This is a genomic window from Williamsia herbipolensis (assembly GCF_036153515.1).
GTDB lineage: Bacteria > Actinomycetota > Actinomycetes > Mycobacteriales > Mycobacteriaceae > Williamsia_A > Williamsia_A herbipolensis.
On the sequence record NZ_CP108021.1, the window covers coordinates 3,015,651 to 3,028,192 of the forward strand.

The window sequence follows — 12,542 nt, forward strand, 5'->3', positions numbered from 1 at the left end:
ATGCCCCGAATGCCCGATCTGGACAAGCGCGCCGCACTGCTCCGATCGGTCGTGGCCTATCTGGAGGACAACGGGGTGAGCGACCTGTCGTTGGCGCCGATGGCCGAGGCGCTGGGTACGAGCAAGCGAATGCTGTTGTACTACTTCGGGGATCGTGGCGGGCTGCTCGCGCAGGCGTTGGACGCGGCTCGCCCCGACGCGGGCGGTATCTTCGCCGACGTCACCACCGACGCCGAGTTCGTCGACGCCGCGAGGACGCTGTGGCGCGCCATCTCGCGGGGCGAGCAACGCCGCAGCGTCACGGTGATGCTGCAGGTGCTCAGTCTGGCGAGCACCGATCCCGACACCTACCAGCAGTACGCGCGCATGACGGTCGAGGTGATGCTGGACCCGATCACCGCGGCGTTGACATCGCTGGGACATCCACGCAGTGATGCGAGAGCCCGTGCGACGCTGGTCGTCTCCGGGTTGCGGGGACTCTGCCAGGACGTTCTCGTGACCGGACAGCGCGCCCGCATCGACGCGGCCGCCGAACTCGTCATCGCCGCCGCCGTCGCCGCGCCGCGGTGAGGGTCGCAGTCGTCGGGGCTCACCGGGTCAGGTAGACGCCCCACCCCGACGGGGTGATCGGGGTGTAGCACAGGCGGGCTCCGGTCTCGCGACAGCTCGTCAGGCCGGACAGGTCGGCGGGATCGGGATGGGCCGACAGGTAGAGCGCGGCCAGCACACCCAGGATCCCGAGTATCAGGCAGCCGACGGCGACGCCCCGACCGGCTCGACCACCGGATCGACTGGCGGCGGCGGCGAGCAGGACGATCACGATCGCCACGGGTGTCACGAGATGACGCTGTCCCGCGAGCGCGCCGGACACGAAGATCGTGCCGTAGGCGTAGCACGCGGCCCCGGTCAGCGCCAGCAGCGAGAACCAGGGGGCGACCGCATCCCACCGCAGCACCGCCATGGTCACGACGAACGCCGCCACCAGCCACACGGAGGTGACGACGGTCGGCAGCAGCGGTCCGCCGTCGGGGTGGAACAGACTGCTGAACCCGAAGAGCCAGCCACCCGCGACGCGTTCGACCACCGCACGCACGGCGAGCTCCACCGACCCGCCGCCCGGGGTTGTCCGCGACGACGACGCGTAGATGATGGCCTGTATCACCGCTCCGGCGATCGCCACCGCGGCGACGACCGCGGACTGCGCCGATCGACCCACACGCCACCACCGGTGGATGATCACCGGGAGCAGGAGCACGACGACCGGGCCGCTCGTCGCCAAGAGGGCGACGACGACGACCTCGACCACCCGGCCCACCTGCGAGGCCGGATCGTCGCACAGGGCGATGAGGAACAGGCCCACGCCGCCCACGAAGATCAGGTTGGCGATGTTGCCGTAGACCTCGCTGAGGACAGGGGACACGCACAACAGGACGAACGCGACCGCACGGGCCCGTGGGGTCGGCAACAGCCACGAGAGTCGTTCGGAGAGCACGATCGAGAACAGTCCGAGCGCCACGACCACGGCGGTGACCGCGTACAGCAGCGGGACGACCGTGAAGGGCAGGGGCGCATACAGCAGCGCGATCAGTCGAGGGATCACATGCAGGTAACCCGCATAGGGCGTGAGCAGGACGTCGAGACCACCACGGCTGATCTGTTCGGAGAAGAACTGCGCCCCGTCCTCGGCCCAGAACGCCGGGTGGACGATGCGGGCGATCCCTCGCCCCACGAACAGGACCACGCCCGCGAGGACGAGCATCTGCGCCGCACGCCCGGTGCGGACGGTGTCGTGACGGCTACCGGTGTCGATCGCGTGCATGACCGACGTCTACCCGAACCGATGCGCCGACACCGGTATTCGTCGCAGATTCATGCGATCAGAGGGCGCCCGACCGCGGTGTCATGAGCCCGATCGGGACCGGTCGGGCATGCGATCGGCACCCCAGCTGCGTTCGATGAAGCCGACGATGCGGTCGATGTCCTCGCTGGGCACGTTGTGCGGCTCACCGTTCTCCAGCGGATCGGCGTGGAAGATGTAGAGCCGCGAGGCGAACTGGTCGAACGGGAGCGATCCCTCGCCGTGGCGCTCGCCGTTGCCCGCGGTGCCCACCACGACACCGTCGCCCCAGTCCTGGCCGCTGTCGTTGTTGGGGTTGAAGAAGTACACCCGCATCACGCCGTCCGGGTCGGCCGCCACGCGCAGGATGGTGATCGCATGCCAGCCCACGTAGCGGGCGGCGCTGTCGGTCACCGCGACCCCCGCCGGCTGCGGGTGGATCAGCGGCTGATCACCGTTGTAGGCCGGGTGGTACGAGGCGTGGAACTGCCGCAGGAACCCGTCGAGGTCGGTGAGCTTGCCGGTCTCGACGTCGACGTCGATGTGGAAGTCGCGTGCCGACCACCAGCCGTGGAACTCCGGGTTCACCCAGCGGTGCGGGTCGCCCGGCCGTCCCGCGCACTGGCGGACCATCTCGGCGTAGATGCGGTCGAGGTAGGGAACCAGCAGCAGCGACACGGGGTCGAGGTCGATGGGGTCGCTCGTGGCCACGCCGCTCACGCTGTCGGTCGACGACAGTGCCTTGCCCTCGAAGTGCATGACGATCTCGTCGTCGCGGGCGGCCCACACCACCATCTGCAGCAGGTAGTCGGGATCGTTGTAGGCCCACATCGACAGGGCACGCGCCGACTGACAGGTCGGGTTGTCGCCCTGCCCGACACCGAGCGGTTGGCCCAGCATCGACAACAGCCCGCCGAGCAGGCGCGCCTCGGGACTCGGGGTCGAGCCGAACGCCGCGTGCAGTCGCTCGGATGCCTTGTCCGACAGCGTCAGTGCTATCTGGCGCCATAGCGACGGCACGATCGGCGGCTGGTGCAGGATGCCGCGGTCGAGCATCAGTGCGAGCCCGTAGAGGCACTGTGCGGTCTCGGGATGCACGGCCTCGATGATCAGCCGCGACACCAGTTCGGGGTACCGCTGCAGCGAGGTGCGCCCCACCTCCGACAACCCCAACGCCTCGGGCAGGAGGTGGGCGTTGTTCTCGGTGAGGTGGCGCACGAGGGTGGCGTGGTACGGCGACACCAGCCCGGTGTCGTGCATGGCCCGCGCGAAACCGCCTGCCTCGAACTGCAATCCACCCGCGTCCATCACCTCCAGGCGCGAGCGGTAGACCTCGACACCGGGGTCCTCGCGACACGCGTCGGTGGTGCCGAACAGCGCGGTGATCAACCGGTCGAGCCCCTGTCCGGACGCCCCGAGATCGACCGAGGGGTCGTCGCGGTAGATCGCGATGCGGGTGACGATCGCCTTCACCTGGTCGACCTGGATGGGGCGTTGGCGCAGGATCCGCCAGATCTCGTCGACGAGTTCGTCGAGCACGCTGTCGTAGCCGATCTGCTCGGCGACATAACCGAACAGATCGCGGATGACGTACGCCGTCTTGCCCAGGCGGACGCGCTCGGCCTCCGACGGCGGCGTGAACAGCACCTCGAGGTTCATCGCCAGCACCTGCGACAGGAACCGCTTCGCGTCGTCGGGATCGATGGCGGGATGGGTGTGTTCACCCGCTGCGATCGCCACCAGGCGCAGCTCACTTGTCGCCTCGAGGGTGACGATGTCGTCCTGCCCGCTGCGCAGGCTGGTGCCCACGAACCCCGGGACGAGGATGTCGGGGTGGGCCCAGTCGGTGCCCGCGAACAGTCCGGCGTCGTCGAGCGCGCCGGCCCGCTCGCGGATGGCCGCGCAGCCGCCTTTCTGGCCGAGCACCCGGTGGACCGCGTCCAGGACACGGCGAACCTTGGTGTTCTTGGTGAACTCCGGGGCGTCGCGCAGCGCGGCGGTCGCATGGTCGAGTTGCGCGAGCCGCGAGGTCAGAGCCGGGTCGACCACCGGTGCCGAGGCGTCGTCGGAGCCTGACCCGTCACCGGCGGTGCCGGGATCGGGGTCCATCGACTGAGTCGGTCCGCTGTGGTCGTTCCCGAGTTCCTGCCTCACACGTAGAAGTCCAGTTCTTCCTGTTGTTTGAGCAGGTCCCGCATCCGGTACGGGTCCTCACCGAAGAAGTACAGCAGACCCCAGTGCGTCCCGAACGCGGTGCGCTTGGTGACGGTCTCCTCCAGGGGCGGAGCGAGATCGTTCGTCTCGTAGTAGTCGTCCTCGGCGGTGACCTCGGGGATCTGCAGGTTGCTTACCACGCGACGTCGCGGATACACACCGAAACACCCGGCGACACCGCTCGCGTCGACGACCTCCTTCGGGAAGAACGCGTCGATCTCCTCCTCGGTGGTCTTCGGGTCGAACGCGAGAGCAAGCCCCTGGTAGGCGTTGAAGCCGTAGGCCCGCTCGAGCAGCTCGAACACCTTGAAGCCCGGCGGCCGGTAGGCGACCTCGCCGAAGTACATCTCGCCGTCGCTGGTCACGAAGTACTCCGGGTGCACGAAACCGAACTCGATGTCGAAGGTCTTGATGAGCTTCTCGATCTGCGCGGTGATCGCGGGCCGGTACTTCTCGAGCTCCGGGGTGGCCGGCACGAACACCGAGTACCCCAGCGTCACGTACTCGGAGATGTTGAGGAACTTGATCTTGCCGTTGTGGATCCACGCCTCGACCGCGAACTCCCAGCCGTCGAGGTGGGATTCCATCAGCACCGGGAACTCCTCGTCCGGGATGGAGTCGACCTCGTCGGGGGTACGGATCACGCGGTGCCCCAGGCAGCCTGCCTTGTCGAACGCCTTGAGGTGGATCGGGTCGTTCGGGTCGCCGTCGAGTTTGAGCAGCGTCTGGTTCACACGTCGGAGGAAGCGGATCACGTCCTCACGGTCGTGGGCCTCCTCGAAGATGCCGACCCGGATACCGCCGAGCTGTGCGCGGCGCTTCATCAAGGCCTTGTCGCGCAACAACATCGCCTGGCCGAACAGGCGGGGGTTGTTCAGCAGAACGGAATTGATGGCGCCCGCCCACTCGACGGTCTCCTCGTAGAGCGGGATCGCGACGTCGACGCCCATGTCGCGCAACGTCTCGGCGATCTCGAGTGAGCGGTCGTTCAGTCGCTCGAAGTTCCAGGGCAGGAACGGGATGTCGTGGGTGGTGCAGTACTCCTGCGCCCATTCGGGGGCGACGACGACGTATCGGCGATCGAATGCCTCGAGGGCTTCGACGGCGGCGAGACTCCATCCGAGGAGTGCCACGTACCCCTTCTCGGGGTCTTTCGGCAGCTTCGCGGGCTGCGACATAGAGATCCTTCCTTCGCGTTGAACGGTCGGAGATGATCGACGTCAACGGTACAGATGCGCTCCCGCCGTCCCTCGGGCCCACCTCGATGACGGTGGACCGCGCTCCAACCATGCTGTACGACAGTCGGTTACGTCGCCTTCCACTCGTCGGTGCGCTCGGGGTTCGCCTCGGCGAGCGCCTTGCGTGCGTCGTCGGGGCCGAAGTCCTTGCCGTAGACCGGCTGGCCGGGCTGTTGACGCCACGAATCGGCGATGCTGCCCGCGTCGACGGGGTCGAATCCGAGATCGTCCACGAGGTCGGACACGATCTTCTTCGCATCGGCGTCGTCACCGGCGATGGGCAGGGCGATGCGGCCATCGGTGCCTGCGGGCACACCCTTCGAGCCCAGGTGCTTCCAGTAGATGCCGTTGAACACCTTCACCACCGGTTCGCCGATCTGCTCGGCCACCCAGGCGCTCTCGGTCTGGCCGTCCTCGATCGCGGCGATCAGCCCGTCGCGCTGCTGCGGGTAGTAGTTGTTCGTCTCGATGATCGGCGCACCCGGCTTGCGGGCGGAGAACAGGTCATCGGCCAGATCGGGCACGTTCTTCTGCGGGATCGACAGGATCACCAGGTCGGCGTCCTCGGCGGCGTCGCGTGCCCACACCGCGTGGGCACCGGTCTCCTCGGCCAGCTCGGTGAGGGCCTGCTGATCAGGGGCGTGGGGGTCGCGGGAGTTGGACACCGAGACCTGATGTCCCAGGTCACGCAGTCGGCGGGTGAGTGTTCCCCCGATGAATCCTGCGCCGATGATGCCGATCTTCATGTGTCTTCTCCTCGGTCTGCGGTGCCGGGCTCGCGCCGGGCTCGGAAGGTGCAGCCACCGCGCGGTCCGCGATATTCCGGACCGACCGTCCGATGATCGACGGCCACGGGGAGATGTGATCAGTCACCCAGACGGGTCAGCGTGGTGCGCCGGGACACCGATCCGGTACATCCGGTGAGGTAGGTGGTGGTGCCCGGTCCGCTCACCGAGGTGAAGGGACGAGGCGCGTTCGCCGGTGGGACGACACGTTCGGAGGCGCGGGCGACAGCGGTGGCACCGTTCGTACACGTGACCGGAACTCCGGTGGTGGTGCGCTCGAATCCGCGTGAGCGGTACGACAGGGCGGAGAGGTACTGACCGCCGGTCGAGTACAGGGCGATGATGCAGCGGCTGCCGTCGCGGAGACAGACCGGCGCGAGCCTCGCCTCACCGCTCGTCGGCGGGAAGCGGCGGGCGAGGCTCGCCGGACGCGCCGAGACCGTTGTCTGCGCCACCTCGTAGCGGCCCCGCAGGCCTGCGCCCGGGATGTCGGTGCGAGCCGCGACGACCGGCGTTCGCGGCAACGGAGCAGTCCCTGCGGGAAGGTCACCGACGCGGTGCAGACGGATCCGGGAACGGACGAGTTGCGCGCAGCTGCCGCCCTGGTAGGTGTCGACGATTCCGTCGAGGTCGGTGATCTGCTGTGCCGATGACGACGCCGTCGCGCGGAACTCGCTCTGCTGCATACCCACCCACGGCTCGGTCACCGCCGCCGACGTGCCTGCGGGCGTGCAGGTGCGGGTGACGGTCTCGGTGACGCGACTCCACTCGTCGCCCTCGTGGACGAACACCATCCGCCGACGGTTGAGGTTGCTCGCCGAGGGCGCGGTCGCGGCGGCGACGGTGACGCAGCCGTCGCCGGGACCGTCACACCGGGTCTGCACGATCCAGCGTCGCGTGGTCGGTTGGGCTTCGGGCTCGCCCGCGGCGGGACGCCGACCGTTGATCCGGTAGGTGGTGAGGAGCGTCTCGTAGACGCCGCTGAATCCGGCCGGGTTGCTCGGGGTGGTCGACGAGCTGCTCGCTGCGGCGGCATCGGGCGCAGAGGGCGCCGCGGCGTCGCCGCATCCGGCCAGGCCGATGACGCCGGCGCAGATGACGAGCAGGGTCAGTGCCCGTGCCGCGGTTCGGGGACGTCTCGCGGCGATCGGCACGTGGCGACTCTATGGGCCGGTGGGGATCCGGCGCGCGGGAACCCGTGCTTATGCGGTCGGTCGAACGACGATGTCAGGCCGCTGCGGGCAGATCACCGCGCATCACGGCGGCCCCGGTGCGGGTCGCGACCACCGCCCACGCGACGAACAGAGCCGCGAACCCGGCGACCGCGATGCCGTCGACAGCGACGGAGCCGGTGGCCTTCCCGAGCGCACTCGCACCGGTGACGCAGGTGCCGATCGGGAAGGTGAAGCTCCACCACGTCATCGAGAAGGGGAGTCCGCGCCGCGCCGCGCGTGCGGTGACCGTGATCGCGACGGCGATGGTGGCGGCGGCCAGACCGGCGAAGACGATTCCGACGCCGACCCCGAGGGAGTGCAGACCGGTGCTGCCGCTCGCCGCACCGAGGGCGACCGAGGCGGTGATCGACTGGCCCATCATGCCGAGCGGGATCCACGCGGTCGGCGCTGCGCCACCCACGGGCGCCCCGGTACGCAGCATGCGACGGAACACGGCCACGGCGGTGGCGCCGCCGGCGACCAGCGCGGTGGCGAACATGACGGCAGCGGTCGCGAGGATCAGGTGGGCGACGGCGTCGTTCGCGATGTGTGTGGCGAGGAGCGCGCCGGTCGAGGCCGAGACCGTCGGCGCGACCACCGACATCATCCGCGTCGGCGCAGCCGGACCTCCCCGGTCGGGGCGGCGCAGCGAGCCGACACCGACGACGATCAGCGTCACGACGCCCACTGCGGTCCCCGCCGCCCACAGCGCGGCGTCGGTGAGGAGCGCGGTGGTCGCTCCGACGATCGGTGCGGCGTAGAGGAGCGTTCCCGCGCCGACGGTCATCGCCGCCATGGCCGGAGCCCCGTAGAAGTGCGCCATGGTCGCGTGACGGGCGTAGGCGCGCGCGGCGTCGCGATGGCGGTGCCAATGCAGTGCGAACGCGACCGTGACGGCGACGAACACCAGGACCGACGCCGCCCACAGCGCGGTCCCGAGCAGCCGGAGGCCGTGACCGCCGACGGGCAGCTGCGCGGCCGCCACCGCGACGATGCCGGTACCCATCACGGTCGTGAACCAGTTGGGGGTGATGTGTGCGAGCCGTGCCGTGGTCGGCGCAGGCGCAGTCGGGGATGCGGTGCGCGTGGTCATCGATGCGGTCATGTCCTCACGATCGCCGAGCACGGTGTTCGCGGGTAGACGTCACGATCTTGTAGGGCTACAAGCGCAGGTTGTAACCCCTCGCTCGGGGTTGTAGCGTCGGCGCTCATGGTGGTGCCCGTGCACGTCCCGGAGTTGGCGACACTCGACGTCCTCGTCACCGTCGCCCGCGCCGGCAGCATGAACGCCGCCGCCGGGAAACTCGGGATGAGTCAGCAGGCGGTGAGCGCACGTGTGCACGCGGCCGAACGCGAGACCGGGATGGCGGTGTTCCGCCGCTCGGCCACCGGCGTGGAGCCGACCACCGAGGGTGTCGTGATCCTCGAATGGGCCGCGGCCGTCCTTGATCAGGCCCAACGGTTCTCGGCCGGCGTCGACAGCCTGCTGGGGCAACGCTCGGCGACCCTGACCGTCGCGGCGTCGATGACGATTGCCGAATACCTCATGCCCGAATGGGTGGTGGCACTGCGCGATGCGCATCCCGAGGTGAAGGTCCGTGTGTGGCCCATGAACAGCACGGAGGTGCGCGCCCGGGTGGTGGCCGGGGAGTGCGCCGTGGGTTTCGTGGAGGACGGCGGCGTGCAGGGTGGCGTGACGGCGCGTGTCGTCGACCACGACGAGCTCCTCCTCGTGGTGCCATCGGACCACGCCTGGGCGCGTAAGGGGCGTGTCGCTCCGTCGACCGTGGCGCGAACGGCGTTGGTGCAGCGCGAATCCGGCTCGGGGACCCGGGTGGTGTTCACCGACGCGATGACCGCCGCCGGACACCCACCGGCAGAACCGATGCTCGAACTCAACTCGGTGTCGGCGGTACGGGCGGCCATGCTCAGCGCGGGGTCGCCTGCGGTGCTGTCGTCGCTGTCGGTGCGCGACGACCTCCGGCGCGGCACGCTCGCCGCCGTCGCCATCGACGGGGTCACGATGCCGCGACAGCTTCGAGCGATCTGGGATCGCGATCGCGGGTTACGCGGTCCCGCACGCGATCTCGTCGATCACGCCATCAAGGGCAGAGGTGTGTACCCGACGCCGACTTCTTAGACGATGACGCTGGCCCACTCGGACCCCGTACGTCGCCGAATGTGACACCGAGGTAGGCGATCATCGCCGCGGTGTAGAGGCCGTCATCGGAATGCTCCACCGCGGTGGTCATCGCGATCGACTCGAGCTCGGCCATCGCGCCTCTTGCGGTGCGCCGGGTCTCGGTGGAATGACCACTCGCGTGAAGGCCTGCCGACACGATTCGACTCATCGCCGACCGCGACCGGTGGAAGGGGACGCCGTAAATCCCGGATCGGGCGGCCTCGATGTGTAGCTCGTGTCGTACGAGGACGTGAGAACGATCCGCGAAGACGGCGCGTAAGCCCGCCTCGATTCCCCGTCGACCGGTGGTTGTCACCCGCTCCGCCAGCGTCTCGACTCGACTGACATGGGCGTCGAACGCCTCCTCGATCAGCCCGGCCCGCCCCGCGAAATAGTAGGAGATCAGCGGTATCGACAGGCCCGCCTCCCGGGCCACACCGCGCACGGTGACCGCGTTCGCGCCGTCCCGGGCGATTAATCGTTGCGCTGCGCCCAGCAAAGTCTCGCGACCCTGGCCGCGGGGCGCTCTCTTGCTGTCAATGGTCACGGTCCGCCTCGTGATCGAAAGGGTGGGGTGCGGCCTGCGACCGCGTAGCTGGTGACGTCGTGCCCACGAAGGGAAATGCCTTCTGCGAAGTGGCCGACGCTATTCGGCGTCGGGTGGGACGAGTTGATCGGTGTCGGCGAACACCAGGGCACCCTCGACGGTCTGGACGGCCCACCGCCGCGCGGGCTCAGATATGGTCGTGTCGTTGGCAGTGACGGCGTGCGCGCGGAAGTCACCGAAGTCGTGCACCACCACGCCCGGGACCGCACGGTCGGAGCCGGGGTGCACGATGACGTCCACACCGACCGCAGGTGCCCACGCGCCCGCGTCGGCCGTCTGCGGTTCGGCCGCGTCGGGTTCGGACCCCGCGGGTTCAGACTTGTCGGCCGGCGCCGGTTCGGTGCCGGCTGACGGGGTGTTGTTCTCGCCGATCATCGTGGTGACTCAGCGGCGTTAGCGGGCCACGGCATGCGCATCATTCGTCGGGCCTCGGCCAGGATCCGGGTTTGCTCGTCCGAGGAGAGTGCGGTGGCCCGCACCGCTTCACGGTCGGCTGCAGCGCTCCTGAGTTGGTGTCCGAATTGAGCCGGGGTCAAACCGAAGGTCACGAATATCTCGTAGCTGTCCGCGCCGCCGTAGGGCAGCCAACGTAGAGCGAATCGCAGGGTCTCGATCGCGGAGACGCTCTCGCCGCCCTCATGGGTGGTCATCGAGTGGGTCGAAGCCAACGATCCCGGTCGTTGCTGCATCTTCTACTCCTTGCCGGGCGTCGCCGTCGGGGGTGTGAGGTGGGTGGCGATGAGCCGGTTTCCTCCACCTCACCGGGCAGGTCGTTGTTCGCGCGAGATCCCACAGCAGTAACGGTCGTGATCAAGATCCCGACACCACTCTAACTTAGACGCCCCCGTTTCACATTGCGGGAGAGTGGTGGCGACTAGCGGTGACGGAGATGCCGCGCGGGATCGACGAACCCGGCGATCATCGCCTGCAGGACGTCCACGAGAGTGGACACCGGGGGCCGTGGTGAGCAATACAGCCACTCGCGTGCCATCGAGTCGATCGCGCCGATGATCGCGGTGGCGGCCATACCGGGGGCGCCGGGAAGCGCGCCCGGCCCGTTCAGCACGGCGATGATGCGTTCGATCACCGGCACCCATGTCGCACGCCGTTCCCTGCAGTGGGCCTCGACCCGTTCGCTCACACCGAAGATCTCCACGTACGACAAACGCACGCGCGACGGGCTGCTCATAATCGCATCGAGGTAGGCGGAGAACAGGTCTGCGCCGGAGGATCGTGCACCCGGTGTCATCTCGGACAGTTGTCGGCGGACGGCATCCTCGGCACTCTGTTGGACGGAGTCGTAGGCCGCGATGAGTGCGTCCTCCCGGTTCGCGAACTCCTCGTAGAACTGCCGCCGCGACAAGCCTGCCGTAGCGCAGATCGAGGTTACCGAGGCGTTGCTGTAGCCGCCGCTGGTGCCGAACACGTCGATCGCCGCGGCGACGAACCGTTCACGGCGTTCGGCGCGCCGGTCGGACACCTTTACCCCGCCATAGGTCCGCCCGTTGGGTGCTGTCGCGTCGTCGGTCACCGTGACAGTGTCCATGACGCCGGCCGTCGAGTGGCGACATGCTGCCGGCCACGCCGTCAGGGCTGTGCGCGCGGGCTCATCCGGACTCGTTCACCGCGACGTCGGCGCTGTTCCGGGGTCGGTACGGACGAGCCGCCGCATCGCAGGGTGATGGATCACCGCTCGTCCGTACAGTGACGACGATCCGCGGCTGCCGAGCAGAACAGCGCCCATCCACGAGGGCGCGAACACCGATGAACTCCGTCGTTCGATACCTCGTACGATCGCCCCGCCCGCTTCGCCAACCGGCACGGGACGTCGCACGCGAGCGGGCAGCGAGTCCCAGACGTCGCCGACGTGGCCGATTGCCGAATGGGCCATCGGGGTGTCGATGACACCGAAGTACGCGACCCCGACATCGACGCCGGTGGCGGACAGTTCCAGCCGCAGGCTCCGTGCGAAACCGTCTACGGCGTGCTTGCTGGCGACGTACGAGGCGATCATCGGGGTGGGGACGAGGCCCGCCAGCGACGACACGCACAGGGCGTACCCGTTGGTTTCGTGGAGGTGTGGCAGCGCCGCGTGGATGGTGTGAAAGACGCCGGCGACGTTGACATCGAGCAATCGGCGGAACTGGGCGGACGTGGTCTCGGCGACCGATGTGGCCGGGTCCATCACGCCGGCATTGGCGACGACCGCGTCGAGACGGCCGAACGTGCGGGCGGCCGAGTCCAGCGCGTCGGTGGTCGCGTCCGGGTCTGTCACGTCGGCGACGTGGCAGTATGCCGCGGCGCCGAGTTCGGTCGCCAGGGTCTCGACGTTGCCTGGTACGCGATCAATGAGGGCGACCCGTGCGCCGCGGGCGACGAGCCTGCGCGCCACGTCTGCGCCGATGCCCTGTCCTGCGCCGGTGATGCCGACGACGGAACCGTCGATTCGATGAGATTTGAACATG

13 protein-coding genes are annotated in these 12,542 nt (G+C 68.8%); 2 read left to right on the top strand and 11 right to left on the bottom strand.

Annotated elements, in window-relative coordinates; genetic code table 11:
- Positions 1 to 570, top strand: a complete 570-nt coding sequence (locus OG579_RS13720) for a TetR/AcrR family transcriptional regulator (protein ID WP_328856372.1) — start codon at positions 1 to 3, stop codon at positions 568 to 570.
- A 19-nt stretch (positions 571 to 589) separates the two neighbouring features.
- Here the strand turns inward: OG579_RS13720 and OG579_RS13725 are convergent, their stop codons facing one another.
- The 6 genes from OG579_RS13725 to OG579_RS13750 form a co-directional block, all read right to left on the bottom strand.
- Positions 590 to 1,819 carry a hypothetical protein gene (locus OG579_RS13725; protein ID WP_328856373.1) on the bottom strand — a complete coding sequence of 410 codons (1,230 nt, stop codon included), beginning with the start codon at positions 1,817 to 1,819 and terminating at the stop codon, positions 590 to 592.
- A gap of 81 nt (positions 1,820 to 1,900) precedes the next feature.
- A complete protein-coding gene (locus OG579_RS13730; protein ID WP_328856374.1) occupies positions 1,901 to 3,946 on the bottom strand; it encodes a hypothetical protein in 2,046 nt (681 codons plus the stop codon).
- A gap of 41 nt (positions 3,947 to 3,987) precedes the next feature.
- The gene (locus OG579_RS13735) at positions 3,988 to 5,229 is read right to left on the bottom strand and encodes an ATP-grasp domain-containing protein (RefSeq protein ID WP_328856375.1); all 1,242 of its coding nucleotides are present in this window, start codon (positions 5,227 to 5,229) and stop codon (positions 3,988 to 3,990) included.
- Positions 5,230 to 5,357: 128 nt separating this feature from the next.
- Positions 5,358 to 6,089, bottom strand: a complete 732-nt coding sequence (locus tag OG579_RS13740) for an NADPH-dependent F420 reductase (RefSeq protein WP_328859243.1) — start codon at positions 6,087 to 6,089, stop codon at positions 5,358 to 5,360.
- A gap of 65 nt (positions 6,090 to 6,154) precedes the next feature.
- Positions 6,155 to 7,228, bottom strand: a complete 1,074-nt coding sequence (locus tag OG579_RS13745; RefSeq protein WP_328856376.1) for a hypothetical protein — start codon at positions 7,226 to 7,228, stop codon at positions 6,155 to 6,157.
- Between the two features lie 73 nt (positions 7,229 to 7,301).
- Positions 7,302 to 8,393: an SLAC1 family transporter gene (locus OG579_RS13750; protein ID WP_328856377.1), complete on the bottom strand. Its 1,092-nt coding sequence runs from the start codon at positions 8,391 to 8,393 to the stop codon at positions 7,302 to 7,304.
- A 105-nt stretch (positions 8,394 to 8,498) separates the two neighbouring features.
- Between OG579_RS13750 and OG579_RS13755 the strand changes: the two genes are divergently transcribed.
- Complete coding sequence (locus tag OG579_RS13755; RefSeq protein ID WP_328856378.1) at positions 8,499 to 9,428, top strand: LysR family transcriptional regulator; 930 nt, start codon at positions 8,499 to 8,501, stop codon at positions 9,426 to 9,428.
- On the opposite strand, the gene OG579_RS13760 is transcribed toward OG579_RS13755, so the two are convergent.
- From OG579_RS13760 to OG579_RS13780, 5 genes are all read right to left on the bottom strand, one after another.
- Entirely contained in the window at positions 9,391 to 10,017 is a 627-nt protein-coding gene (locus tag OG579_RS13760) for a TetR/AcrR family transcriptional regulator (RefSeq protein WP_328856379.1), read from the bottom strand. The two genes, OG579_RS13755 and OG579_RS13760, sit on opposite strands and share 38 nt — an antisense overlap.
- Positions 10,018 to 10,116: 99 nt before the next feature.
- Positions 10,117 to 10,452 (bottom strand): hypothetical protein, encoded by a 336-nt coding sequence (locus tag OG579_RS13765; protein ID WP_328856380.1) that lies wholly within the window; start codon positions 10,450 to 10,452, stop codon positions 10,117 to 10,119.
- The gene (locus OG579_RS13770) at positions 10,449 to 10,766 is read right to left on the bottom strand and encodes a hypothetical protein (protein ID WP_328856381.1); all 318 of its coding nucleotides are present in this window, start codon (positions 10,764 to 10,766) and stop codon (positions 10,449 to 10,451) included. Before OG579_RS13770 ends, OG579_RS13765 begins: the two co-directional genes overlap by 4 nt.
- Positions 10,767 to 10,951: 185 nt before the next feature.
- Positions 10,952 to 11,608: a TetR/AcrR family transcriptional regulator gene (locus OG579_RS13775; protein ID WP_328856382.1), complete on the bottom strand. Its 657-nt coding sequence runs from the start codon at positions 11,606 to 11,608 to the stop codon at positions 10,952 to 10,954.
- A 90-nt stretch (positions 11,609 to 11,698) separates the two neighbouring features.
- The gene (locus OG579_RS13780) at positions 11,699 to 12,541 is read right to left on the bottom strand and encodes an SDR family NAD(P)-dependent oxidoreductase (RefSeq protein WP_328856383.1); all 843 of its coding nucleotides are present in this window, start codon (positions 12,539 to 12,541) and stop codon (positions 11,699 to 11,701) included.
- Between the last annotated feature and the right edge of the window lies 1 nt (position 12,542).